Source organism: Hwanghaeella sp., assembly GCF_965227365.1.
GTDB lineage: Bacteria > Pseudomonadota > Alphaproteobacteria > UBA8366 > Aestuariispiraceae > Hwanghaeella.
In genome coordinates this window covers 4278144-4303880 of sequence record NZ_OZ245754.1, presented here as the reverse complement: position 1 = coordinate 4303880, position 25737 = coordinate 4278144, and the positions used below count along the sequence as shown (strand labels likewise).

Here is a 25737-nt window from a genome sequence, read left to right as displayed (position 1 = left end):
AGGTTCCGGCTGCCGATGACCCCTTTCGCCCATGGTGTAATCGTTGTCACCTACGGTCTTTTGACCGCGGGCGCGGGTTACGTGGCGCATGCGTTGTTCGGCGAGCCGCCGGTACTCATCGCCCTGGTGCTTTTCCTCCTATGTGCCTTGGCGCATGAGGTCGTTACCCGACATATGACGGAACACCGGCTGGTCCGCAGCATGACGGCGCTGAAACGCGCCTATGACCGCTTGCAGGACGAAGTAGCGCCGCCGCCGCGCCCGGTGGAGATCGACGTACAAATCAGCGAAGGAAATCCCGGCGACAGGAAGCAGGATGTGGGAACGCCGGCCGGTCGGCAGGCTCAAATCGCAGCGGCACACGACATGCCGGCCAATGCCGGCCGAGACACGGCCCCGGCGCGGGCCGAACCATCCCTCTCCCGGGACGGCGATGCCGACGCCGCGGAGATCCTGGTCCTGCAGCGTCTGTTGGATACCTTGCAGACCGTCGGCCCGCCGAAGGGGCTGACACCGGAAGACGGAGATGCGCCCGTGCCGTCGTCCGGCCGGGCCCCTTTGCGGGTGGTCGGCGGCGTCGATGGACGTGCGGCGGACGGCGGCGCCCCGGCGGATCCGCTTGCCCTGTTGCGCGAAAGCCTGGAACAGGACCGTGTCGATCTCTATCTGCAGCCGATCGTCAGCCTGCCGCAACGCAAGCGCCGGTTCTTCGAGTGTTACAGCCGCGTCCGCGATGCCGATGGGGCGGTGTTGCGGCCGGGGACCTATATCGGTCCTGCCAAGAGCGCCGGTCTGCTGACATCGATCGACAACATCCTCTTGTTCCGGTGTCTGCAACTGCTCGGCAAGCTGCATCGCCGGGACGCGACGGCGGTATTTTTCTGCAACCTGTCCGCCAATACGCTCAGCGATGACGACTTCGTCCGCGACATCGTGACATACATGCAGCGACACAAGGAATTGGCGTCGAATGTCGTGTTGGAAGTGGCGCAATCCGACCTGGTGAACGCGCCGGAGGGGTTGGACGAGTATTTCACGAAGCTGAGGGACGCGGGATATCGCTTCTCCATGGATGGGGTCAGCGACCTTGACCTCGACATGCCCGACCTGGCCGAGAAGGGGTTCCGATCGGTAAAGGTTGCGGCAAAGATGCTTCTGGAATTGATCGAATCCGGCAACGGTGCCGCCGTGCGGTCCCTGAAACAGCAATTGGATCAACATGGCATCGACCTGATCGTCGAACGGATCGAGAGCGAGCGCATGTTGCTTGATTTGTTGGACTTCAATATCGACTACGGGCAGGGATATCTGTTCGGTGAGCCACGGCCCAGCAAGGATCCCGGGCTGAAAGGATCGGCCGGGCAGGCGGGATGACCGTCGGAAGGCCGGCCCTTCGTTAACATCTAAGGAAAACGGGAAGCAGCAGATGGCCGAACAATCGGCGCACGCAGTGCGAATTATTGACGGAATCGGAAACCTTGCCGACGAGTACGATACCTATCTGCTGGACCAATGGGGTGTCATTCATGACGGGGTGACGCTTCATCCCGGTGCGCTGGATGCCATGCGCCGCCTTGCCGATGCGGGCAAGAGAACCATCATCCTCTCGAATTCCGGCAAGCGCGCATCCGACTCGCATGGTCGTCTCGACAGTCTCGGCGTCGATCGGTCGCTGTATCTGGAAATCATCACATCCGGCGAACTGGTCTACCGGAATCTGTCGACCCGGACCGATCCGTTCTACGCCGCCCTGGGCCCGAAGTTCCTGATCTTCGCCTGGGACCCGAACCGGGGCATCGTCGAGGGAACCGGATTCGAGGAAGTCGAGCGAATCGCGGAGGCGGACTTCATTCTGTGCGCCGGCACCGACCACCAGGATCTGGAATGGTACGAACCCGCCCTGGCGGAAGGGCTTGCTCGGGACTTGCCGATGATCTGCGCGAATCCCGACCGGGTAAGCGTTCAGCCCGATGGCAGCCTGAAAATGTGCCCCGGCGCGATCGCCGAGGTATACGAGAAACGCGGCGGTCGAGTCCGCTGGCACGGAAAGCCGACCCGGGAAGTGTATGAAATGTGCAGCGAAATCGCGGGCGGGCTGGACCGCGCGATCGGCGTCGGCGATTCATTGATCCATGATATCAAGGGGGCGAACGACGCAGGGATAGACTCGCTCCTGATCCTGGGCGGCATTCATGGCGAGGAAATCGACCGGCCCGTGACCGCGCAGGGTATCGACGCGTTGTCCAGGAAGTACGGCGCGCGACCGACCCATGCCGCCGATTTGTTCAAGTGGTAGATCTGACAGGGGCGACGGTCCGGTTCGCTATTCGATTTCCGCTTGGATGATCAGCAGGTCCCGCTGGCCAGCGGTATTGGCGACCTTTTTTGCTTCCTGATAGGCAGGGTCCTCGTAACAGGAGACAGCCGCCTCATACGTCGGAAACTCGACGATGATGACGCGTGCCGTGTTGCGGCTTTCCTTTAGAACCGGCGGCACTTTCGACGGATTGACCTTCGCCTGATACTTTTCCGCGATCGGACGCCACAACCGACCGTATTCCTCTTGCGCCGCCTGATCGGTGACAGCCGTTCCAAGGACGATCCAATACCCTTTCATCGGGCGTCTCCATTCTTCTGGATTTTCAGGTTTCCGATAATGCCGAAAGGTTGGCCCATTGGTTGGCTCATTGGTTGGCCTACAGGTCGGCGGCGACCTTTGGCGCCAGTTCCGCCAGCCGTTCGAACTCGCTCAGGTCGTTGTAAACATAGGCTGAGACCCGCACCCAGAAACGACCGTCGATCGCCTTTACGTAGGTCTCGAGATTGTGCTCGGTGCGCAGGGTCCGGCGGATCTTGTCGGCCGCCGCCGGCGTGGCCTTTGCCGAGGACGGCAGCGCGACGGTGGCGACGAAACCCATCATCCCGCGGGGGGAGCCGAGATCGGATTGCCATGTGTCGGACAGCAGTCGGGCGGCGCGGGCGGTCAGACGCCGGCAATAGGCGTAAATCTCCGCCTCGCCCAGTCCTGCCCGGAAATCGATCGCCGCGGGCACGCTGAGCCAAGCGGTGAAATCTTTGGTTCCCGGCCAGTCGAAAGCGGCATTGTATCCGTTGCTGATATAGTGGCTGATCGTGGTCGGCCGGACCCGCGGCTGAAAGTCGGGATAGGTCCATAGAAAACCGGCACCCCGCGGCGTCCCCATCCATTTGTGGCAATTGCCGGCGTACCAGGTCGCGTCCAACTGCTCCAGTTTCACCGGCAGCATGCCCGGGGCATGGGCCCCGTCGACCAGGACCGGGATGTTCCGGCTTCGCGCCAACCGGACGATATCGTTGATCGGTAGAACCAGACCGGTCTCGGACGTGACATGATCGACAACCAGCAGACGGGTCCGACGGGTCATGGCGGAGGCGATGGCTTGTACCGTGTCCGCCGGACTGATCAGCGGAAACGGCATCTCGGCGGTGACCAAGCGCGCGTTTGCGCGTTCCGACACGAATTCCAGGGTCTTGCGGACGGCGTTGTAACAGAAGGAAGTCGTAACGATCTCGTCGCCCGGAAGGAAGGCGAGCGACCGGAGCACCGCGTTGACGGCCGTCGTCGCATTATCGACGAAGACGATGTCGCGACCGCGCGCACCCAGATACTTGGCGAGACTATCGGCTGAATCACGGATCAGATCCGGCAATTCGTCCATCATGAATCGGGACGGCTGCCGTTCCGCTTGCAGTCTCAGGGCGTCCGCCGCCGCCGCGACCGGTTTCGCCAGGGCGCCGAAGGATCCATGGTTCAGGTAGGTGCATTCCGGTTCCAGGAAGAACTGCTCACGCAGGGGCCGGCCGAACTTTTCGGTCACCTCGTTGGAGGGGTTCGAAACTTCTGTTCTGTTACGCTCTTCGACGTCCATGGATGTCCCGGTATGTGCCAAACCTGTGAGGTTCCTGAGAAATCAGGGCGATTACTTTGCCAGCTTCCGAACCCGCACCGCAAGCGGCACATGCGCACGGGGCGCACTGTTTCATGAATGGTCCGTGATGCAGGGTATTCGGATGTGTTTCACGGGCCGGCGATGCGAAGAACCGTGCGTCAGGGCCGCGCCTATTTCGCTTCCCGCCACCAACCCAGGGACATCAACCCAAGCAACAAAGCCAGAACCAGTGCAGCCGGAAGCAGCGTCGTCGCCGAAATGCCGGTCACCACGAAATCGCCGTTTTCGCGCAGGCCGATCCAACCCGGTCCGTTCGCGGGCCGGTCCGGATCCGTTCGACGGATCCGCGGCAGGCCGTTGACCAGCCATTCGGTTCTTCCCCCGGTTACCTCGGACAGTGGGGCCAGATTTTCGGTCGTCGCCGCAACCTCGCTATATTCGATCGGGTTCAAGTCGCCGACCGCCGTAATCGCGACCAGGGTGCCGTCGCTGATGCGGTAAACGCCCGCACGCGTCACCGGCAGGGCTCCGCGATGAATGCCGTCCTCGCCAAGTTCCAGCGGCACGGATTTCTCGACGCCGTCGGGATCGGTCACGCTGGCGATGAAGGCTCGCTCCTCCAGGGAACGCCGGGTGATCGTCAACAAACCGCCCTGCAGTTCCGCCCGCAGGTCGTCTTCCTCCAGATCGGGCTCTTTCATCAGCCAATGGGCCAGCCGGCGCAGCAGTTCCCGCTGCGGGCCGCCGCTTTCGAAGCCGCGCGCCCATAGCCAGATCTGATCGCTCAGGAACTGGGCGACACGGCCTTCTTCGGCCCGGTTCAGGACCAGAAGCGGCTGGCCGTCCAGCCCCCGCATCAAGGTATTGCCCGTCGGGTTCGCGATCTCGATCTGCCGGAACCAGCGACCCCATTGCGGTTCGCCGTTGGCGGAGCTTTCGGGGCCGCCCGGCAGGCGACTGGTCACCGGGTGGCGTTTGCCGACATCGGTGACGTCCGGTTTGAAACCGCGCATGGTGATCGCGCCGGTAGGCTCGCCCGGCAGCAACCGTCCCAGCGGTGTGCGGAAAAGACTGTAAGGGCCGGCGAAGCTGGGTCCGCTCGCTTCCAGAAAGGCACCGCCCTTCTGCACATAGTCAACGATGTTCGACAGATACAACGACGGCAACACGCCGCGCCGGCGGAACCGATCGAAGACGACCAGATCGAACTCGTGCAGTTTCACCTCGAACAGTTCACGGGTCGGGAAGGCGATCAGCGAGAGTTCGTGGATCGGCGTGCCGTCCTGCTTTTCCGGCGGACGCAGAATGGTGAAATGGACGAGGTCCACCGACGGATCGGATTTAAGAAGATTGCGCCAGGTTCGCTCGCCCGGATGCGGCTCGCCCGATACCAGCAGGACACGGAGCCGGTCGCGCACGCCGTTCACCGTCACCACGGCTTCGTTGTTCTGAAGCGTCAGTTCCTGCGGTCCTTCGGGAACCGCCAATTCGATGACCGTTGCGCCGCGATGATCCAGCGGTACGCTGATTTTCGTGTCTTCACCGACTTGCGCCCTGACGGGCCGGATGTAGTTGCCGTCGACCTTGATGGTCACGCGCACGGCCTGGCCTTCCGAGGCGGGGTCGTCGACACGGACAACCAGATCCGCGCTTTCCCCGACGAGGCCGAAGCTGGGGCTTTCAAGCACGGATAACCGCCGATCCGCCTCGCCCGGCTTGCCGGTGATTAGGGAATGGATCGGCGCGGGGAAGGGAGCCGCCTGGTCACCGCTGCCTATTTGATCCAGATCGTGGATCTGGCCGTCGCTGACAATGATTGCTCCGGCGACCCGCCGCGGCGGTACGTCGGCGAGCGCATCACGCAGCGGGCGAAGGAGACGGCTTCCGGTGGAGGCTTCCTCGACCGTCGAATGCGACAGGCGCACGACCCGTGTCTCCAATGTCGCGGCATGCCGGTCCAATTCCTTGGTCAGTTCGGCGACGGCGGCTTCGGTTTGCGCGGACCGGTCGGCCAGGCCTTGGCTCGGTGTCTCATCGACCAGGATGACGGCTACGTCCTTGAGCGGTTCGCGGTCTTCGGATATCGCCGATGGATTCGCAAGCGCCAGGGCCAGCACCGCCGCGGCGGCCAGGCGGATCAACGACCCGCTGGCGCCCATGAACAATCCATAGGCCGCGATCAGCACCCCTATGCCGGCCAGGACGGCGATGGCCCACCAGGGGATGAGCGGGGCGAAATTTATGGCCAGTTCGCTCATTGCCCAAGCCTTTCCAGAATGGCCGGGACATGGACCTGATCGGCCTTGTAGTTACCGGTCAGGGTATACATCACCAGATTGACGCCGAACCGATAGGCCATTTCACGCTGGCGATCGCCGCCGGGAACCACGGCATAGAGCGGCTGCCCCAATTCGTCGACCGCCCAGGCGGCGGCCCAATCGTTGCCGCCGACGATCACGCGGGAGACGCTGTCGTTCGACGTTTCGCCGCCGGCCTGGACCCAGACGGGAGATCCGGTCCAACGGCCCGGGAAGTCCTGCATCAGATAGAAACTCTTGGTCAGGACATGTTCAGGGCCGACCTGTTCCATCGTCGGGATGTCGAGGCCGCGCGCGACCCGCTGCAGAATTCGGGTCTGATCGCCGCCGACACCGCCGGTTGCCTGGTCCCGCGTGTCGAACAGGATGGTCCCCCCCGATGCCATGAACTCGTTGAGACGATCCACCGTGGCGGCGTTCAGGGGTTGCTGGTTCGCGGTGATCGGCCAGTAAAGCAGCGGATAAAAGGCCAGTTCGTCATTGTCGATATCGACGCCGACCGGGTTCGAAGCCTCTACCGCCGTTCGCCGATTCAGAACCAGGGCCAATCCGTAGAGACCCGCTTGGCTGGCGCGGTCGACCTCCGCATCGCCGGTCCTGACATAAGCGAGCACCGTTCCATCCAGGGCCTCTATGGTGGCGATGTCCTCATTCTGCGCCGCCGCCGGGTCCGGCGCCGCTACAAAAAGACCCAGAACGAGCAATGCCGCGACGCCGCCCGCCTGGCGGCGCTGCATCGGATTCACGAAACCGCGCAGGAACAATGTTACAAGGCCGTCGATCAGGACGAGCACCATCGCCGCGGTCAACAGGAAGGGTTTCAGGTCTACCGTCGCCGCCGCCTGATAGCGTTTCGGCGCGACACCCGCGGGATAAACATCCGGGGCGCTGAACTCCCACACCTTCTCGGCCAGGTTATAGGCCCGGCGAAGATCGTCCGTTCCATAGAAGCCCGGCGGGTTCTTGGCATTCGGCGGTGTTGCGGAAAGATCCTCGCCGGACAGGGGCGTCACCGTCGCGCCGGGATCCACCAGGCGGCCGAAACCGTCCAGGATGCGGTCAGGGGGCAACAGTGTGTCGGCGGTTTCCACGTTCGAAGTAATGCCGTTGCTGAGGTCGATCAACCGCTCCAGGATCTCGACGAAAGTGCCGGACAGCGCAAGCGTCGACCAATCCGCGTTGGCCGTCGTGTGCACAAGAACGACCCATCCTTGACCGCGCTGGGCCGCGGTGATCAGGGGCGTGCCGTCCTGCAGCCGCGCCCAGGTTTTGGTGTCCAGGTCCAGGCTGGGCTCGGCCAGGACCTGGCGCATGACGACGACATCCTGCGGCGGTGCGAGATCGGCAAAGGGGCTGGTCTGTGAGAACGGCCCCAATTTCAACGGCTCGGTCCACAGCATCGCGCCGCCCAGCACGCGGCCGCCCCGACGCAGGCGAACGGGCGTCAAGCCGTCGTCTATATCCTGCGCCAATCTCGGCCCGGCGAAACGCACCAGAACGCCGCCTTCCTCAATCCATCCGGACAGCATCTCCCGGTCCTGGTCGGTCAGCTTGGTACTGTCCGGGGCGACGATGACGGCCTGCTCGCCTTTCATCAGGATATTGAGCGGTCCGAAGCTCAACTGGCCGAGCGGTTCAAGGGCGCGGCGGACGTAATAGGCTTCCGACAGAAGCGCGGGGACGGTGTCCAGCGCACTTTCGTCGATCAGACCGACCGGGCGGTCGCGCCAGCGCTCGTCGATCAGGCTCACCGCCGCCGCGCCGCGCGGCAGTTCCGTCTCCACCCGCGCCAATTCGTTCCGCAAGGCCGCGGGCAGCGTGAAGACGGCTTCCGCTTCCAAGGCGTCAGCGCCGAACGTCACCTCTTCGCGGGCCAAGGCGCGGCCATCGATCGCGCGGGCGATCAAGGCGATCCTCTCCTGCGCTTCACCGTAGGACCGTTTCACCTTGAAGCGCAGATCCGCCCCGCCCTTCTCCGGTGCGGATACGGCGACCGGTCCGTCGGTTGCATCAGGTTCCAGCACCGTCAGAGAACCAAGGCGCTGCAGGCCTTCCGCGAAACCTGAATAGTCCTCGCCGCCGAGGCCGTTGGATGCCCAGAATACGTTCGCCGATCCGTCGAAGCGCCAGCCTTCGGCCACGCGAAGCGCCGCCATGCGGTCGCCTTCCCAGGACTTGGGCTTCAGGGATTGCAGCACGGCCTTGGCTTGATTGGGCCGCAATACGCCCCGATCCTGCGGCGGTGTTCCATCCTCCGATGTGGTCGTAACAAGGAAGACGGACTTGTCCGCGCGGTCGGCCTCCTCGGTCAGGCCGATCAAATAGTCCATTCGGGCGTCCCAACCGCCGGCCGAAGACCAATCGTCATCGACAACCAGGATCAGCGGTCCGCTTCCCGGCAATGTCTTGGTCGGGTTCAACAGTGGATGGGCCAGCGCCAGAATGACCGCCGCCGCCGCCGCAAGGCGCAGCAGGACAAGCCACCAAGGCGCGCTGTTCGGTGTTTTCTGATCGGTCTGCAGCCCCATCAGCAGGCGCAGGGCCGGGAAGGCGAGGCGCCGCGGCGCCGGGGGCAAGACACGCAGCAACCACCACAATGCCGGCAGCAGCAGAAGTCCCGCCAACATCCAGGGCGATGCGAAGCTCAATGTCTGCAGCAGGTCCAGGCTCATCGGCGCATCCGTTGCTGACCATGTTCAAGAGCCTCAAAAAGGCTCAACAAGGCATGCTCCGGCGGTTTGTCCGTCACATGTATCAGATAGGTCCATCCGGTCAGCCGCGCTATCTGGCGCAGGGCGTCCCGATGCGCCTCGAGTCTTTTCTGATACCCGGGGCGCAAGGATTCGACCCGGTTCAGCAGTTCCTCGCCCTCGCCTTCCATCCCGGTGAAATGAATGCGCCCGCGATAGGGCAGGCTTTCTTCCGCCGGGTCCAGGATCTGGAACATCACACCGCGCACGTTGCGGGCGGCATAGGCGGCAATGCGGTGCCTCAACTCATCCGGGTCGGCCAGCATGTCGCCGATGAGCACGACCTGCGAATGGCGCGGCAGATTGATCGCGTCGGGCAGGCTGTTCCCGCCTTCGGTCCCGAACAGCAAATGGCTGGCCAGTCGGGTCAGAACGCCGCGTCCCGATGCCGGACGGGATTCGCCGCCCATCAGCGCGACGCGCTCACCGCCCCGCAGCAGCAGCGCCGCCAAGGCAATCGTCAACAGGTCCGCCCGTTCGCCTTTTGTGGCAAGGCGCCGATCGGACGAAAAATCCATAGAAGGGGAGGCGTCGCGCCACAGCCAGACGCTTTGCGCCGCTTCCCATTCCGTATCGCGCACGAACAGCGCATCCGATCGTGCGGAGCGTCGCCAGTCCACGTCGCGGGCGCTGTCGCGTTCGTCGAAGGGACGGTACTGCCAGAAGGTTTCACCGGGACCGATCCGGCGCCGGCCATGCACGCCCTGGGCAATCGTCAGGGCGACCTGTTCCGCGTGAACAATCAGGGCTTCGAGCCGTTCACCCAGCAGCTCCGCTTCCGATTCGGCGCGTTTCGCCCTTTCGAGATCCAGGGAGGGGCTGGGGGTGGGTCCTAGGTCATGCAAGTCGGCCGCCTGTTTCCGTTCACCTTGTATTTCAACGCAGCGTTTCGGTCAGCGAGTCGATGACCTGATCGATGGTGATGCCTTCGGCCCGCGCCGCGAAGCCCAGCGCCATGCGGTGCCGCAGGACCGGTCGGGCCAGGATGACGATATCGTCGATCGACGGCGCCAGGCGGCCGGTCAGCATTGCGCGCGCCCGCGCGGCCAGCATCAAGGCCTGGCTGGCGCGGGGACCCGGGCCCCAGCCGACATAGTTCCGCACCATTTCGCTGGAGGTCGATTCCGGCCGGCCTTCGCGGACCAGGGACAGGATCGCATCGACGACCGAATCGCCCACCGGGATGCGGCGAACCAGTTTTTGCGCCTCCGCCAGTTCATCCGCCGTCATCGCCTGTTCGGGCAAGGCGCGGGTCAGGCCGGTAGTCTTGATGATAACTTCCCGCTCCGCCGAGGCTTCGGGATAGTCGATATTGATCTGCATCAGGAACCGGTCCAACTGCGCTTCCGGTAGCGGATAGGTACCTTCCTGTTCGATCGGGTTCTGGGTGGCAAGCACATGGAAAGGCTGAGGCAGCGCATGATAGGCCCCGGCAATGGAGACCCGGCTTTCCTGCATCGCCTGCAAAAGCGCTGACTGGGTGCGCGGGCTGGCACGGTTGATTTCGTCGGCCATCAGAAGCTGGGTGAAAATCGGTCCGGGCAGGAAGCGGAAGCTTCGGCTGCCGCCGCTTTCCTCCAGAACTTCGGATCCCAGGATGTCCGCCGGCATCAGGTCAGGCGTGAACTGTATGCGCTTCTCGCTCAATCCCAGAACCGAGCCCAGCGTTTCGACCAACAGCGTCTTGCCCAGGCCGGGCACGCCCACCAGCAGGCCGTGACCGCCCGCCAGCAAGGTGATCAGGCATTGTTCGATAACGGTTTCCTGACCGTATATGACGCGGCCGACACGGCTTCGCGCCTCCGCCAGTTGCGCGACGGTGCGTTCGACATGCGCGGCGATGTCCCCGTCATCTGATTGTGCGCTTGCAGCGGTGCTTTCGGTTCCGGCCAAGATCCTGCTCCCTTGCTTCTACGGGACATCGATCCAATCGACATCTATCACCGTTACTATATATGCCGGCGGTCGGTTGCATGAACCCCAACAATGCCGGATCGGGCGGAAATTCGTCTCTGTGCGTTTTACCGCCTGTCGATCCGCCGTTCCGACCGCCATTTCTACCGGGGCACCGCCGCTTGGCGGCACCGTGATTTTGAAGGATGATGCGCATACGATGTCCACGCAAGCCAGCACGCCCTCCCGTCTCGCCGAATTGATCGAAAACGGCGGTGCCCTGACCGGTTTTCCCTGGCCTGGGGAGACCGGGGACTATGATATGCGCATCGCCCGCGACGGAACCTGGTACTACCGCGGTGATCCGATCGAACGAAAACGGCTTTGCCAGTTGTTTTCTACCGTGCTGCAGCGTGACGATGACGGCGTCTTCTGGTTGGTGACACCAGTGGAACGGGGGCGCATCTCGGTCGATGACGCGCCCTTCGTGGCGGTTGAAATGAAGGTCGAAAACGGTGCCGAACACGGTGGAGCGGGCCAAACCCTGATGTTCCGCACAAATCTGGACCATTGGGTCACGGCGGACGCGGATCACCCGATTTCGGTCAGTCACGATCCTGACACCGGCGAACCGTCGCCCTATATACGTTTCAGGGGCGGGTTGGACGCGCTGATCGCGCGGTCCGTCTTTTATGAATTGGCCGATCTGGCGGAAGAGGTTGAGACCACCGAAGGGAGGCGCCTCTGCGTCCGAAGCGGCGGCGCGTGTTTCGATTTGGGACCGGCGGAGTAGCCGGAGTATCTGGTTTTGCGGTTTGGATAAGTTGAGATGACATCGGGTGCGGGAAACACGGAGGAGATCGAATCGCGGGAGGCGATCCGTCAGCGTGTGATGGCGGCGTCCGGCGGCGGCGCGATCGCCAGCCGGGGCGATAACGACCTGAACCCGGGCATGAAGCCGGTGCGCGACAGATTGACGCCGGCGGCCGTTTTGGTCGCGCTGGTGGAGCGTCCGGCCGGTTTCACGGTGATGCTGACGCAGCGGACCGATCATTTGCGCGACCATGCGGGGCAGATCAGTTTTCCCGGCGGCAAGATCGAGGAACATGACGAAGACCCGGTCGCGACCGCCTTGCGGGAGGCGGAGGAGGAGGTCGGCCTTGCCCCGACTCAAGTGGAGGTCGTCGGCTCTCTCGATCGGTATGTGACGCGGACCGGTTTCGCGGTGACCCCGGTCGTCGGTTTCGTGAACCCGCCTTTCACGATCAACCCCGACCCGTTCGAGGTGGCGGAAGTATTCGAAGTGCCCCTGCGGCATTTCCTGATGCCCGGAAATCGGCAACAGCACTCATACGAGTTGGAAGGCGTTACCCGGCGTTTTTATGCAATGCCTTATAACGACTATTATATCTGGGGGGCGACGGCGGGAATGCTGGTCAACCTTGCCGATGTTTTGATGACGGAGCGCGTTCGGCCATGATCCGAAAGATTCTGACGATAGCGATCCCGCTGCTGGCGCCCACGATCGCCTATATGATGTATCTGTACTTCACGGCGAAGAACCGTGAGGACGAATTGCAGGGCCGTAGGCTTCCGGAATGGCGCCGTTGGCCCTGGGTTACCCTGGTCAGCACCGGTGCGGCCCTGACCGCGCTTACCATTGCCTTGCTGGGCCTGCCGGGGGACGAGAAGAACCCTGGCGCCTATATCCCGCCGCATATGGAAGACGGTAAGATCGTCCCGGGCGGTTTCAAGGACTGACGCAAACCCACCTTACAGGCGCCGGAAGCGGCTTTGCTTTTGCCATCCATCCGTCACGCATGGCAGTTTGGCGGCAGTTCGGCGCACTTTCAGGCAGGTAGGGCCGTATGCGGATCGCCATTCAGGAGTGGATGCGGACACCCGGCGTGACCGCGGTGTTCGAAGCGTTGTCGGACGGGGTGACCCGTTTCGTCGGTGGATGCGTGCGGGACACCCTGCTGGACCGGCCGATCCGCGACATCGACATCGCGACGGACCTGGAGCCGCGCGCGGTCATGGCGCGCGCCGGTCAGGCCGGGATTAAGGCGGTTCCCACGGGCATCGAACACGGGACCATAACGCTGGTGGCGAAGGGCCAACCAGTCGAGGTCACGACATTGCGCCGGGATGTCGAAACGGATGGGCGCCGTGCCGTCGTCGCCTTCACCCGGGATTGGCGCGAGGACGCGCTTCGCCGTGACTTCACGATGAACGCCATGTCCATGGACCGGGACGGTGCGGTGCATGACTATTTCGGCGGGATCGAAGATGCCCGTGCGGGCCGCGTCCGCTTCGTCGGCGAGGCCGAGGAGAGAATTAGAGAGGATGTGCTGCGGATTTTGCGGTTCTTCCGGTTTCACGCCCATTACGGCAGGGGAGAACCGGACGAAGCAGGCTATGCAGCCTGCGTGAAATTGGCGCATATGCTGCCCTCGCTTTCCGGCGAGCGGATACGCCAGGAATTGCTGCGGCTATTGGAAGCGGACGATCCGATACCGTCCCTGGAGCGGATGTCCGCGGCGGGTATCTGGCCGGAAATTGGCATCCCTGATGTAGATCTTCCCACTTTGGCGGCTTTCATCCGCCTCGAAGGGCAGACAACCGATCCCGTTCCCCGTTTGGCGGCCTTGTTGGGCGGTGGGATCGATGTGGATACCGTTGCCGCCGTATTGCGGCTGTCCGGCAAGGAGGCTTCACTCCTGCGCGGCGTCCGCGACTTGGCACGGGACGCGCCCCCTCCGGCAGACGAGGTCGGTGCGTATCTTTATCGGCACGGAGCGGATCGGGCCCGGTGCGCCGGGCATTTGGCGCTTGCCCGGTCTGACGGCAAGGATGGCAGCGATGCAGAGGATTGGCGGATCGTCGTATCCGCCGCCGACAAGTGGATGCCGAAATCCTTTCCGATCCGCGGTCGGGACCTGCTGGATGCCGGCATGGCGCCGGGTGAGCAGATCGGCGTCCTGCTCAACACGGTGGAGGACTGGTGGGTCCGTAGCGGGTTCGAACCGGACCGGGCCGACTGCCTGGCCTACGCTAGATCGCTGATAACCAAGACGGGAAACGCGTGACCCGCCCCTAATTACCGACCTTGATAAGCCGAGCCTTGACCTGGCGGACCTGCTCTCCGTCTTGGATACTCTCGAAGACGAGCTCCATGCCGGAACCGCTGACGGTGCGGACATATTTCTGTACCTGCCAGGTACCGTCTTCGTTGATCTGCATCCGGTAGGTATAGAGGGAATTTCCGTCCACCCGGCTCCACCAGATCGGCGCGCCGTCCAGCGGGTCGCCCCCCGACTCGGTGCGGTAAACGCCGGGATTCTTGGCCGGCATGAAGGTTAATGCCGCTTGCTTGCGTTTGACCTTCGGATTGTTCGGGTCGCCCTTCTCTCGGGTGACCGTGGTCCAATCGAGGGTAAAGCCGCCGTTCGGCGCGGCGGAAAACTTGACGTCCAGATCGCGGACGGAGACCGCGAAATAAATACTATCCGCGTTTTCCGAAATGCCCGACCCCTCGAAATGGCCGAAGAACTTCTCCACGCCCTGCGCCTTCGCGGCGGTGCTCGAGAGGCCGGCTGGCAAAGCGACAAGCAAAGCCAGCATCAAGGGAAGAAATCTGGACATAGACCGTCTCCGCAGAAAATTCGTCCGTTTCCGGCCTAAGGCCATTTCGCCTCCGGCGGGAGGGACATCAGGATCGCCTCCGGGTTGCCGCCGGTCATCAGGCCGAACCGAGTTCCTCGGTCATAGAGCAGATTGAATTCCGCATAAAGCCCGCGATAGATCAGTTGAGTCTCTCGGTCCGCCTCGTCCCAGGCCTCATTCATGCGGCGCGCCACCAGCTTGGGGTAAATCTCCAGGAAGGCGCGTCCGACATCCTGGGTGAAGCTGAAATCGTCCGCCCAATCGCCCGTGTTGAGGTAGTCATAGAATATGCCGCCCGTGCCGCGGGCGCGATTGCGGTGCGGAATATGGAAATACTCGTCGCACCAGTCCTTGAACATCGGGTGATAGGCCGGGTCGTGGGCGTCGCAGGCGGATTTGAAGGCGGCGTGAAAGTCCGCCGTGTCTTCTGCGACCGGAATCGGCGGGTTCAGATCGCCGCCGCCGCCGAACCAGGAGCGGCTGGTGACGATGAACCGGGTATTCATGTGAACCGCGGGGACCTTTGGCGATTGCATATGCGCCACAAGAGAAATGCCGCTGGCCCAGAAACGCGGATCTTCCTCCGCGCCGGGTATCTCCTTCGCGAACCGTTCGGAAAACCGGCCATGGACGGTTGAGATATTGACGCCGACCTTCTCGAAGACCCTGCCCTTCATCACCGACATCACGCCGCCGCCGCCGGGCGTGCCGTCATCGTTCTTGCGTTCCCAGGCGGTTTCCTCGAAACGGCCGGGCGACAGATCGTCGCGCAGTCTGCCGCCATCGTCTTCCAGCGCCTCGAATGCATTGCGGATATCGTCGCGCAATTGGCGGAACCAGGCCTGCGCGGCGGCCTTCCGATCCTCGATAACGGCTTCGCTCGGCGGGGTCGGATCGGCATCCGGTTTGCGCACCTTGCTCATCATCGCCCGCTTTTCCAGCTTGTCACCTGAACTCATGTCGGAAATCCCTTTGTTTGGCGAAGGCCTTCGCCCAGCACGATGGCGGCTGCGTTGACGACATTCAAGGAGCGCATGCCGGGCATCATGGGTATGAGCAGCCGGGCATCGGCCGCTTCGTGAATCTCGGCCGGTACGCCGGCACTTTCCCGGCCGACCAGCAAAATATCGTCCGCGCGGAACCGGAAATCGTCGAACCGGTCGGCCCCTGCGGTCGTCAACAGCACGATCCGGCCGCCGGCCTGGCCCCGGAAGGCGGTCCAGCCGCTGTGGCGCTTCAGGTCGACATTCTCGAGATAATCCATGCCCGCCCGCCGCATTTTCGGTTCGGACCAGACAAAACCGCAGGGTTCGATAATGTCGACCCCAACGCCGAGGCAGGCCGCGAGCCGAAGGGCGGCCCCTGCATTCTGGGGGATATCCGGTTGGTAGAGCGCAAGCCGCATGGATTTCTGCCATTTGCGCCGCGGGCTGCGGCGGTGGGGGTGAATTCGCTTGTGGGTATTCCGTCGAAGCCGGTTTTTCAACAAGCCAGCAAGCGTCAGCGGCTCTTAACAGGACGGATTTCCGGCCGCTTTGGTTCTTTGGTAGGGCTTGTTCATCCCTGGCACGGGAAAGGTAGGATGCGGGCGGGGGCACCGGAATCGACTTGGTGGCCAAATCGGGGTAAGCGACTTTGTGACGCTAGCGGTTCGTGACCACCGGCGTTAAAGTGTCGCGTGGGGGCGTGACCGCATGCGGCATTGTTTGACGGAATGCGGCACGCGCGTTAAACGGTGCGGGATCAGCCGGTTAGTTGCCGGCGGGTGGCTGGTGTTTTGGGCCTTATAGGCAGGAAAACATTGAAAAAGCCGCCACCGGGAGAGGTTTAGAAGGGGATAGGGATACATGTCGGAATCGACCGAAACCGGGCATGCTTCCGAAGACGGAGGCAGTCGGCGCGATTTCCTGGGCATGCTGACCATGGCGACAGCCGCGGTCGGCGCTGCGTCGTTCGCATGGCCAATCATCGACAGCATGAACCCGTCTGCGGAGGTCCTCGCCTTGGCGTCGACCGAAGTGGACCTCAGCGCGATGGAAGTCGGCCAGTCCATTACCATCATCTGGCGCAAAAAGCCGGTGTTCATACGCCGCCGCACGCCGGAAGAGATCGCCGAAGCCGAGGCGGTTCCGTTGGACGAACTGAGTGATCCGGAGGCCGATGAAGCTCGGGTCAAGAACCCGGAATTCCTCATCATGGTCGGTGTCTGCACCCATTTGGGTTGCATCCCGCTTGGCCAGGCGGCTGGCGATAACAAAGGTGATTTCGGCGGCTGGTTCTGCCCCTGCCACGGGTCGCACTACGACACGTCCGGCCGTATCCGCAAAGGCCCGGCGCCGAAGAACCTGCCGGTGCCGGATTACGAATATCTGAGCGATACGCTCGTCAAGATCGGGTAGGGAGCGAGACGATGCAAAGCAACGAACCCGGTCCCGAATTTTCGGGCGTGGTGAAGTGGATCGATCGGCGCCTGCCGATCTTCACAATGATGCACAAGGAGTACCGGGAATTTCCGGTGCCCCGTAACCTGAACTATTTCTGGAGCTTCGGCGCTCTGGCCTCGATCACGCTGATCGTCATGATCGCGACCGGCATCTTCCTGGCCATGCAGTACCAGCCGAACACCGAACTGGCCTTCAACAGCGTCGAGCGCATCATGCGTGACGTGAATTATGGCTGGTTGATCCGGTACATCCACATGAACGGGGCGTCGATGTTCTTCATCGTCGTCTACATCCATATTTTCCGCGGCCTCTATTATGGATCCTACAAGGAACCGCGTGAGTTGCTGTGGATTCTGGGTGTGATCATCCTGGTTCTGATGATGGGAACGGCCTTCATGGGTTATGTTCTTCCCTGGGGTCAGATGAGCCTGTGGGGCGCCACCGTCATCACCAACCTGTTCTCCGCCTTCCCGATCATCGGGGAGCCGATCGTGACATGGCTCTGGGGCGGTTTCGCTGTGGATAACGCGACGCTGAACCGGTTCTTCGCTCTGCACTATCTGCTGCCCTTCGTGATCTTCGCGGTCGTGTTCCTGCATGTCGCGGCGCTGCATATTCCGGGTTCCAACAACCCGGACGGCATCGATCCGAAAGGCCCGCAGGACACGGTGAACTTCCATCCCTACATGACCGCGAAGGATATGATCGGCATCGCCGTGTTCCTGCTGGTCTATGCCGGGCTGGTCTTCTACGCGCCGAACTTCCTGGGCCATCCGGACAACTATATTCCGGCCAACCCGCTGGTGACGCCGCCGCATATCGTGCCGGAATGGTATTTCCTGCCGTTCTACGCGATCCTGCGCTCCTTCGTCGCCGATTGGTGGTTCTTCCAGGTCTTCCTGGGATGGTGGGGCATGTCCGCGAAACTGGCCGGCGTTCTCGCCATGTTCGGGTCGTTGGTCCTGCTGGCGCTGCTGCCCTGGCTGGATACGTCCCGCGTGCGGTCCTGCAAGTATCGCCCGGTCTACAAGTGGCTGGTCTGGCTCTTTGTGATCGACTTCCTGATCCTTGGGTATGTCGGCGGCAAGCCGGCCGAGGGTTGGTACGTCGTCGTCGCTCAGTGGGCCACGCTCTACTACTTCTTCCACCTCCTCATCCTGACGCCGTTCGTCGGATGGATGGAACGTCCGAAACCACTGCCTGCGAGCATCAGCAAGCCGGCCGTGGCGCCAGCCGAGTAAGGGGAGGAAGAAGAATGAGCATCTCCATCAAATCCCGCGCCATTGGTCGCACCCTGTTGGGTGCCGCCATGGCCCTGATGATCGGCGGTAGCGCCGCCCAGGCCGCGGAGGGTATCGTCCCGCCGAGCCAGGATTGGAGCTTCAACGGTGTATTCGGGAAGTTCGACAAGGCCTCCGCACAGCGCGGTCTTCAGATCTACACGGAAATCTGCGCCAGCTGCCACAGCCTGAACCTGATGTACTACCGTAACATCACTGAACTCGGTTATACGGAAGATCAGGCCAAGTCCTTCGCAGCCCAGTTCGAGGTGACGGATGGGCCCAACGACGACGGTGATTACTTCACGCGTCCTGGCTTGCCGTCCGACCGTTTCGTGTCGCCGTTCGAGAACGAAAAGGCGGCTGCGGCTTCGAATGGCGGCAAGGCGCCGCCGGACCTCAGCCTGATGGTCAAGGCCCGCATGAACGGCGCGGATTACCTGTACGCCCTGCTTACCGGCTACAAGGACGTTCCACCGGCCGGTGTCGAGATCTCCGACGGGGCTTACTACAACGAGTACTTCCCCGGCCATCAAATCGCGATGGCGCCGCCCCTCTCGGACGGCATGGTGGAATATTCGGACGGTACGTCCGCTTCCCTCGAACAGGCCGCCAAGGACATCACGATGTTCCTGGCCTGGACGGCGGAGCCGGAAATGGAAGACCGCAAGGCGATGGGCGTCAAAGTCTTCCTGTTCCTGCTCGTCTTCCTGGGACTGGCGATCGCCAACAAGAAGCGGCTCTGGGCCAAGCTGCACTAAGCAGCACAGCCCGCCTGCAGTGATTAGCGGCCCGCCGGTATGACCGGCGGGCCGTTTTCATATCCAGCGTCCGCTGCGGAAGCGTGCAAACAGAAACGGGGGCCAAGGCCCCCGTCTCCCTTTCCGGACCGCGAATAACCCTACGCGGACGCTTGGCCGGAGGCCCGGTATTCGCCCAGCAGGTTGCCGGGTTTCAGGGCATAGGCGCCGTCGCCGAGCAGGATCTGCGTGGCGGAGGCCGCGATCAGGAAAAGCGGATATTCGTAACCGCCGCCCTGGGCTGAAAAGACCCAGCCGTTACCGACATGGACCAGGGTCGCGCCGATCAGCACCGGAACCAGCGCCGCGGCGACATACCGGGTATAGACACCGGCGATCAGCAGGATGCCGCCGCCCAATTCGGCCGCGACCGTCAAATAGGCGACAAAGCCTGGATAACCGAGCGATTCAAAGAACTGGACCGTGCCGTCCATGGTGAAAACCGCCAGTTTCAAATAGGCATGCATCACGAACATGATGCCGAGCGAGAGACGCAGAATAAGGGCCGCGTAAGGGGCCGTACGGGTATCGATCATGACTAAAACCTCCGCCAAGTGGTTCGAATTCAACCGGTGGGGTGCACCGGGCTCGGACATCCTGTCCGCTTGGCTGTAAATTAATTTGTGCGTAGAGTGTTTTGTATTCTTTGAAAATCATCAACATGTGTGCGAATTTGCACAGATGACCGATTGGGATAACTACCGATATTTCCTCGCCGTTGCCCGGGAAGGCACGCTTTCCGGCGCAGCGCGGGCCCTGTCGGTGAATCACGCGACGGTGCTGCGCCGCCTTCGCGCCCTGGAAGATCAATTGCAGACGAGCTTGTTCGAGCGACGGTCAGACGGCTATTCCCTGACCTCGGCCGGCGAGGAAATGCTCGATCATGTGGAGCGCATGGAGGAGGAGAGCCTGGCGCTCGACCTGTTGCTGGCCGGCCAGGACGTCCGCTTGGCGGGGCATGTCCGCGTGACCACGGTCGACTCGCTGGCGGAAGCGGTTCTGGGACCCGCACTACCGTCATTCACCGAGAAGCATCCGGGCATTACCATCGAACTGGCGACGGATTATCAATGGGCCAACCTGTCCCGGCGCGAGGCGGATATCGCCCTGCGTCCTTCCAACAATCCGGGCGATGCGATGGTCGGCCGCCGTGTCGGCAAGCTGAGAACCGCCCTGTACCGGTCCCCGGCTCTGAAGGGCTTCGACAAAGACGAGACCGGGGCGGAGGGAGTGGATTGGCGGAACGCGCCGATCCTGGCGCCGGACAGGCGCATTGCGGAAACCGCCGCCGGGGCGTGGTTCAGCAAGGAGACCCAGAACTCCCGCATCGTGCTCCGGGGAACCTCTTTTCTGATCCTCCGCAATGCCTGCCTGGGCGGTATGGGGGTTACCTGCCTGCCCACCTATCTGGGAGAGGGCCTGGTCCGCATCGCCGATGCGCCCGAAAACACCTTCACGGACCTCTGGCTGCTGACGCATCCGGAACTGCGCAAGAGCGCACGGGTCAGGGCCGTGCTGGATTGGATGGCGCGTGTCGTCCCGAAGCGCATGCCCGGACCGGGTTAAGTCCGGCCCCAGGAAGCTAAGCGGGAAGGCGTAGCGGAAAGGCCCGGTTACAGATTGCCGTGGCAGTGCTTGTATTTCTTGCCGGAGCCGCAGGGGCACAACGAATTGCGCGATACCTTGCCCCAGGTTTCCGGGTCGTTCGGGTGCAGCCAGCGGCGCAAGCCTTCATGATAGACGAAGCCCGGGGGCGCGGTATCAGCGGTATATTGCGCCGCCGTCGACCGCGAGGTCATCGCGGGTGCGTCGCTCTCGTCGCTCGGGCCGGACTCTTCCAGATCCTTGGGCGCTTCCGGTTCCAGGGCATCCTGGTTCTGATCGGCTCTAATCTCCACATGCGACAGCACCTGGGTCACGGTGCTGCGCAGGTTGTCCAGCATGGATTCGAACAGCTCGAAAGCTTCCGACTTGTATTCATTCAGCGGGTCGCGCTGCCCATAGGCGCGCAGGCCGATCCCCTGTCGCAGGTGGTCCAGGTTCAGAAGGTGATCCTTCCAGGCGTGGTCCAGCAACTGCAGCAACAGCCCACGTTCCGCGTAGCGCATCATTTCGGGCCCGATATCGACCGCCTTCTTGGCCATTTTCTGGTCGACCGCCTCACGGATACGTTCCCGGACCTCTTCGTCCGCGATGCCTTCCTCCTTGGCCCAGTCATGGACCGGAAGGTCCAGGCCGAAGATGCGCAGGCATTCCTCATGCAAGCTGTCGATCGACCATTGGTCGGGCAGGGCGTCCTTGGGCATGGCACGGTCGACGACGTCGTCGATCGCTTCGTAACGCATGTCCAGAACGGTGTCGTGAACGTCCTCGGCGCGCATCAATTCCTTGCGCTGCTCGAAGATGACCTTGCGTTGGTCGTTCATGACATCGTCGAATTTCAGCAGTTGTTTCCGGATTTCGAAGTTCCGGGCCTCGACCTTCTGCTGCGCCTTTTCAAGGGCCTTGTTCACCCAGGGGTGGATGATCGCTTCGCCTTCTTCCAGGCCAAGCTTCTGCAGCATGCCGTCCATCCGCTCGGATCCGAAGATCCGCATCAGGTCGTCTTCCAGGCTGACATAGAACTTGGATTCGCCCGGGTCCCCTTGCCGGCCGGAACGGCCGCGCAACTGGTTGTCGATGCGGCGGCTTTCATGGCGCTCCGTACCCAGAACGAACAGCCCGCCGGCGTCCAGGACCTGTTTTCTCTTCGCCTCGATATCGGCGGTTATCTCCGCCACCTTGGCGTCGATCGCGGCCTGGTCCTCCATGCCTTCGGTTTCGCGCTGGATCCGCATTTCCAGGTTGCCGCCCAGCTGAATGTCGGTGCCGCGGCCGGCCATGTTGGTCGCGATCGTCACCGCGCCCGCAACGCCGGCATCCGCGATGATATGAGCTTCCTGCTCGTGATGCCGTGCGTTCAGCACCTTGTGCGGGATTTTCATCTGCGTGAGGGTCTTGGAAATCTGCTCCGACCGCTCGATCGAAATCGTGCCGACCAGGACCGGCTGGCCCTTCTCATGGCAGATCTTGATCTGTTCGATTGCCGCGGCTTCCTTTTCGCGCGCGGTTCGGTAGACCTCATCATCGTTGTCGATACGGATCATCGGCTTGTTGGTCGGAATCTCGACCACTTCAAGTCCGTAGATTTCCTCGAACTCCGCCGCTTCGGTCATCGCCGTCCCGGTCATGCCGGCCAGCTTGTCGTACATGCGGAAATAGTTCTGGAAAGTGACCGACGCGATGGTCTGGTTTTCGTTCTGGACCTGCACGCCTTCCTTGGCTTCCAGGGCCTGATGCAGGCCGTCGGAATAGCGGCGGCCTTCCTGCAGACGGCCGGTGAACTCGTCGACAATGACGATCTTGTCGTCCTTCACCACATAGTCCACATCCGCGGTGAACATCTTGTGGGCGCGCAAGGCCTGGTTCACGTGATGGACAAGGCTGACATTCTGAATGTCGTAGAGATTGCCGTTTTCCAGGACACCGCTCTCGCGCAGGATCACCTCGACCCGCTCCTGACCTTCCTCGGTCAGCGAAATGGCCTTCTGCTTCTCGTCCTTTTCGTAATCCGCCTCGGTCAGCTGCGGAATGATCTGATTGATCTGCCGGTACAGGCCCGAGGAATCCTCGGCCGGACCGGAAATGATCAGCGGCGTCCGCGCCTCGTCGATCAGGATCGAGTCGACTTCATCGACGATCGCGAAATTCGGTTCGCGCTGGGCCATGTCTTCCAGCCGGAACTTCAAATTGTCGCGCAGATAGTCGAAGCCCAGCTCATTGTTCGTGGCATAGGTAATGTCGCAGGCATATTGCTGCTTTCGCATCTGCTCCGGCATCTGCGGCACGATCACACCGACGGTGAGGCCCAGGAAATTATAGACATTCGCCATCCAGGCGGCGTCGCGGCGGGCCAGATAGTCGTTCACGGTGACGACGTGGGCGCCCTTGCCCTCCAAAGCGTTCAGATAGACCGGCAGGGTCGCCATCAGCGTCTTACCTTCACCGGTCTTCATCTCAGCGATCTTGCCGGAATGCAGCACCATCCCGCCGATCAGCTGTACGTCGAAATGCCGCATGCCCAACGTGCGTTTGGAGGCTTCGCGCACCACGGCGAAAGCTTCTTCCAGAATATCGTCCAGCGTTTCGCCGTTCTTCACCCGGTCGCGGAATTCGTCGGTCTTGGCTTTCAGCGCGGTGTCGTCCAGCGCGGAAATCTGGTCTTCCAGGGCGTTGATCGCGTCCACGCGTTTGCGCAGTCCCGTCACGGTCCGGTCGTTAACCGAGCCGAAGACACGTTTTAAAAGTCCGCCCAGCATGAATGAAGGCCTTTGCGATAAATCGATGGAAGAGCAGATTGCGATGGTTGATCGCAGGTTCGGTTGAAAGTCCCGCAAGTCAGATAAGGGGCGGTCCAAGCCCTGTCAACGATCCCATGGCCGGACGATACGTCGTCAAAGGCGGAATTCCTCAAGACTTTCGGCCAATAAAGTAGTAGCATACCGCCCGTTCCGGCCGCCAGAATGGTGTCCGGCAGGCCGTGGGAAGCGGCCGAAACACAGGCAATCATGCCACGAAGCCGACAGAAGGAGGCGACGATGGTACCTTATGCGTCCGAAATACGGCCGGATCTTTTCGTCAGGCGGCCAGGTGCACTTCTCGAACAATCAAAAAACCGATTGCGGTCCGACCTCGGCGACGGACGGAATGACGATCGTGTCCGGCGTGGAGCATTCGCGGGTGAAGCATCGGTCGATCTGTCCGACGGGGCGCGGCAGGCCCTGCGCGGATCCGAACGTGCCCTCGAACTCGCCCGGGACTTCAATGCGGCACGGCTGGGGAGACCTGCACGCCGCCGCTTCGGTGAATTTTTCCAAGGGTTCTCCCGGGACCTCGGGGCGTCCGAGCGGGACATTGAAAGGGTCGCACGGCGCATTGGGCGATTGACCGACGACTTCGACCGTCGCTTCGGCGATGTGGCGGATGGGATATTCGGGCGGTTGGACAACGGCCTGGGCGGGTCGTTTCGGTCGACGGAATTCTCGCTCAGTCAAATCAGTTTCTCGCTGCAGGTCGACACCACGATCCTCTCCGTTGTCGAGGAGGGCAAGGTATCGACCCTGCGCCTGGACCAGGTGCAGTTCTCCCTGCAGGCGGTTCAGATCGACGGCAGGGTCTCCACAAGCGAGGGATTTGCCGTCGCGCCGGAAATCCCGCTTTTCTCCTTACCGGACGGGGAAACCGCATCCGACGTGACGAAGCGTCTGGCTGGAATTTTCGGAGCATCGGCCGTTTCGACGGAATTGGAAGCGCGGCAGATCGAACTGGACCTGTCGACCACCATCTTCACGCAAGCAGCAGCGGGTTTGGTGGATGGTGCGGATGAAGCCGCCGACGGGGCCGCCGGCGCGGATGGCGGGGTCAGTCTCGTCGCCTAGCCGTCCTCTTGGACGGACCGCCTGGCGGGGCCCAAGAGAAGACCTGGGCATCACTTCTCCGCTAGTGGCGTGCGACGGTGGTCCGAACGTCCGGCTATTCCCTTGTTCCGGGCGGCCCGCTGTGGTCTCTTGGCGTCCATTTTTCGAATGGCGCTGGAGTTGACTTGATGTACATGACTGCCCCCCGGATTTCCGCCGGGAAAATCCTTGGCACCTACAAGAACCTGGGCCTGTTGGCGTGTGGCGCGCTTTGCTGCGCCATGATTTCCGCAACCCCCGCGGCTGCACAGAGCGCCGATCAGGCGCGGTCGGATCAGGTCATCGCGGAAGTCGGGGGCGAGAAACTGTATCGTTCCGATTTCATGGACGCGTTCCAGGGACTTCCGCCGGAGACCCAGCAACTCGGGCAGGAGACCCTTTACCCGCGCATTCTTGAATCCTTGATCCAGCAGCTTGTCGTCATTCAGACCGGCCTGGAGCAGGGCTTGCAGGAAGATCCCGAAATCAAGAAGCGCATGGAACTGGTCGAGGCGCAATTGGTGCGCGACCTGTATCTGCGCCGCGCCGTTGAATCGAAGATCGAGGAAAAGGATCTGCGCGCGGCCTATGATGCGTGGTTGAAGCAGAATCCGCCGAAAGAAGAGGTGAAGGCCCGCCACATTCTCGTCGAGACCGAGGAAGAAGCGCGGAACATCATCAAGATGGTCACCGACGGTCAGAATTTCGCCGAGCTGGCGAAAAAGCATTCCATCGGCCCCAGCGCCTCGCAGGGCGGCGATCTTGGCTTCTTCGATCGTGGCAGCATGGTGAAGCCCTTCGCCGATGTGGCCTTCGCGCTGCAGCCGAACCAGTTCTCCGCGGATCCGGTCAAGACCCAGTTCGGCTGGCACGTCATTCTGGTCGAAGAGCGCCGCGCTGGTGATTCGCCCAGTTTTGAACAACTCCGCCCCAGCCTGGGCCGGTATGTGGGCGAACAGATGGCGCGCCAGATCGCCGCGGACCTGACTGCCAAGGCGGCGGTTCAGCGGTTCGATCTGTCCGGCAATCCCATGGCGGCGCCGGCGGCTCAGTAATCGCGCTGCGATTGTTATCCGGAACGCTATCCCGGCCGGAATTCCGATTCCGGCCGGATCGGCGTCTTCCGAATAGCGGAACCCATTGACGCGAAGCGGCGTTCGCC

The 25737-nt window shown here is 62.3% G+C and carries 23 protein-coding genes; 12 read left to right on the top strand and 11 right to left on the bottom strand.

All coding sequences use genetic code 11. The annotated features are described in order from the left end of the window. The first annotated feature begins 15 nt into the window (after positions 1-15). Positions 16-1374 carry an EAL domain-containing protein gene (locus ACQK2G_RS19670; protein ID WP_425406736.1) on the top strand — a complete coding sequence of 453 codons (1359 nt, stop codon included), beginning with the start codon at positions 16-18 and terminating at the stop codon, positions 1372-1374. A 52-nt stretch (positions 1375-1426) separates the two neighbouring features. Further along, entirely contained in the window at positions 1427-2296 is an 870-nt protein-coding gene (locus ACQK2G_RS19665) for a TIGR01459 family HAD-type hydrolase (RefSeq protein ID WP_425406735.1), read from the top strand. Between the two features lie 27 nt (positions 2297-2323). Here ACQK2G_RS19665 and ACQK2G_RS19660 read toward each other — a convergent pair whose 3' ends face one another. The 6 genes from ACQK2G_RS19660 to ACQK2G_RS19635 form a co-directional block, all read right to left on the bottom strand. Further along, positions 2324-2617 carry a DUF1330 domain-containing protein gene (locus tag ACQK2G_RS19660; protein ID WP_425406734.1) on the bottom strand — a complete coding sequence of 98 codons (294 nt, stop codon included), beginning with the start codon at positions 2615-2617 and terminating at the stop codon, positions 2324-2326. A 79-nt stretch (positions 2618-2696) separates the two neighbouring features. Next, positions 2697-3929 (bottom strand): aminotransferase class V-fold PLP-dependent enzyme, encoded by a 1233-nt coding sequence (locus ACQK2G_RS19655; RefSeq protein ID WP_425406733.1) that lies wholly within the window; start codon positions 3927-3929, stop codon positions 2697-2699. Positions 3930-4099: 170 nt separating this feature from the next. Beyond that, positions 4100-6187 (bottom strand): hypothetical protein, encoded by a 2088-nt coding sequence (locus ACQK2G_RS19650; RefSeq protein ID WP_425406732.1) that lies wholly within the window; start codon positions 6185-6187, stop codon positions 4100-4102. Then, positions 6184-8919 carry a DUF4159 domain-containing protein gene (locus tag ACQK2G_RS19645; protein WP_425406731.1) on the bottom strand — a complete coding sequence of 912 codons (2736 nt, stop codon included), beginning with the start codon at positions 8917-8919 and terminating at the stop codon, positions 6184-6186. Before ACQK2G_RS19645 ends, ACQK2G_RS19650 begins: the two co-directional genes overlap by 4 nt. Continuing rightward, the gene (locus ACQK2G_RS19640; protein ID WP_425406730.1) at positions 8916-9842 is read right to left on the bottom strand and encodes a DUF58 domain-containing protein; all 927 of its coding nucleotides are present in this window, start codon (positions 9840-9842) and stop codon (positions 8916-8918) included. Before ACQK2G_RS19640 ends, ACQK2G_RS19645 begins: the two co-directional genes overlap by 4 nt. 31 nt (positions 9843-9873) lie before the next feature. After that, complete coding sequence (locus ACQK2G_RS19635; protein WP_425407676.1) at positions 9874-10839, bottom strand: AAA family ATPase; 966 nt, start codon at positions 10837-10839, stop codon at positions 9874-9876. A 271-nt stretch (positions 10840-11110) separates the two neighbouring features. On the opposite strand from ACQK2G_RS19635, the gene ACQK2G_RS19630 reads away from it, so the two are divergent. The 4 genes from ACQK2G_RS19630 (at position 11111) to ACQK2G_RS19615 (ending at position 13979) form a co-directional block, all read left to right on the top strand. Next, a complete protein-coding gene (locus tag ACQK2G_RS19630; RefSeq protein WP_425406729.1) occupies positions 11111-11683 on the top strand; it encodes a DUF1285 domain-containing protein in 573 nt (190 codons plus the stop codon). A 36-nt stretch (positions 11684-11719) separates the two neighbouring features. Next, entirely contained in the window at positions 11720-12370 is a 651-nt protein-coding gene (locus ACQK2G_RS19625; RefSeq protein ID WP_425406728.1) for a CoA pyrophosphatase, read from the top strand. Beyond that, the gene (locus ACQK2G_RS19620) at positions 12367-12651 is read left to right on the top strand and encodes a DUF6111 family protein (protein ID WP_425406727.1); all 285 of its coding nucleotides are present in this window, start codon (positions 12367-12369) and stop codon (positions 12649-12651) included. Before ACQK2G_RS19625 ends, ACQK2G_RS19620 begins: the two co-directional genes overlap by 4 nt. A 107-nt stretch (positions 12652-12758) precedes the next feature. After that, the gene (locus ACQK2G_RS19615) at positions 12759-13979 is read left to right on the top strand and encodes a CCA tRNA nucleotidyltransferase (RefSeq protein WP_425406726.1); all 1221 of its coding nucleotides are present in this window, start codon (positions 12759-12761) and stop codon (positions 13977-13979) included. A 7-nt stretch (positions 13980-13986) separates the two neighbouring features. Here ACQK2G_RS19615 and ACQK2G_RS19610 read toward each other — a convergent pair whose 3' ends face one another. Genes ACQK2G_RS19610 through ACQK2G_RS19600 form a run of 3 tightly spaced genes read right to left on the bottom strand, consistent with a single transcriptional unit; the run spans position 13987 to position 15961 of the window. After that, complete coding sequence (locus ACQK2G_RS19610; protein WP_425406725.1) at positions 13987-14535, bottom strand: hypothetical protein; 549 nt, start codon at positions 14533-14535, stop codon at positions 13987-13989. A gap of 35 nt (positions 14536-14570) precedes the next feature. Next, complete coding sequence (gene hemF / locus ACQK2G_RS19605) at positions 14571-15479, bottom strand: oxygen-dependent coproporphyrinogen oxidase (RefSeq protein ID WP_425407675.1); 909 nt, start codon at positions 15477-15479, stop codon at positions 14571-14573. A 32-nt stretch (positions 15480-15511) separates the two neighbouring features. Further along, entirely contained in the window at positions 15512-15961 is a 450-nt protein-coding gene (locus ACQK2G_RS19600; protein WP_425406724.1) for a tRNA (cytidine(34)-2'-O)-methyltransferase, read from the bottom strand. 442 nt (positions 15962-16403) lie between these two features. On the opposite strand from ACQK2G_RS19600, the gene petA reads away from it, so the two are divergent. The 3 genes from petA to ACQK2G_RS19585 are packed head-to-tail and all read left to right on the top strand — an operon-like array spanning position 16404 to position 19041. Then, positions 16404-16955 carry a ubiquinol-cytochrome c reductase iron-sulfur subunit gene (gene petA / locus ACQK2G_RS19595; RefSeq protein WP_425406723.1) on the top strand — a complete coding sequence of 184 codons (552 nt, stop codon included), beginning with the start codon at positions 16404-16406 and terminating at the stop codon, positions 16953-16955. Positions 16956-16966: 11 nt separating this feature from the next. Then, positions 16967-18241 carry a cytochrome b gene (locus tag ACQK2G_RS19590; protein WP_425406722.1) on the top strand — a complete coding sequence of 425 codons (1275 nt, stop codon included), beginning with the start codon at positions 16967-16969 and terminating at the stop codon, positions 18239-18241. Between the two features lie 14 nt (positions 18242-18255). Continuing rightward, positions 18256-19041 carry a cytochrome c1 gene (locus tag ACQK2G_RS19585; protein ID WP_425406721.1) on the top strand — a complete coding sequence of 262 codons (786 nt, stop codon included), beginning with the start codon at positions 18256-18258 and terminating at the stop codon, positions 19039-19041. 140 nt (positions 19042-19181) lie between these two features. Here the strand turns inward: ACQK2G_RS19585 and ACQK2G_RS19580 are convergent, their stop codons facing one another. After that, positions 19182-19616, bottom strand: coding sequence for a DoxX family protein (locus ACQK2G_RS19580; RefSeq protein WP_425406720.1), 435 nt, complete (start codon positions 19614-19616; stop codon positions 19182-19184). Between the two features lie 145 nt (positions 19617-19761). On the opposite strand from ACQK2G_RS19580, the gene ACQK2G_RS19575 reads away from it, so the two are divergent. After that, entirely contained in the window at positions 19762-20646 is an 885-nt protein-coding gene (locus ACQK2G_RS19575; protein ID WP_425406719.1) for a LysR family transcriptional regulator, read from the top strand. A gap of 47 nt (positions 20647-20693) precedes the next feature. On the opposite strand, the gene secA is transcribed toward ACQK2G_RS19575, so the two are convergent. Beyond that, the gene (gene secA, locus ACQK2G_RS19570; RefSeq protein WP_425406718.1) at positions 20694-23438 is read right to left on the bottom strand and encodes a preprotein translocase subunit SecA; all 2745 of its coding nucleotides are present in this window, start codon (positions 23436-23438) and stop codon (positions 20694-20696) included. Positions 23439-23798: 360 nt separating this feature from the next. On the opposite strand from secA, the gene ACQK2G_RS19565 reads away from it, so the two are divergent. Together ACQK2G_RS19565 and ACQK2G_RS19560 are read left to right on the top strand one after the other, a co-directional pair. After that, positions 23799-24557 (top strand): hypothetical protein, encoded by a 759-nt coding sequence (locus ACQK2G_RS19565; protein WP_425406717.1) that lies wholly within the window; start codon positions 23799-23801, stop codon positions 24555-24557. Positions 24558-24724: 167 nt separating this feature from the next. Then, positions 24725-25630 carry a peptidylprolyl isomerase gene (locus ACQK2G_RS19560; RefSeq protein ID WP_425406716.1) on the top strand — a complete coding sequence of 302 codons (906 nt, stop codon included), beginning with the start codon at positions 24725-24727 and terminating at the stop codon, positions 25628-25630. Positions 25631-25737 lie beyond the last annotated feature (107 nt).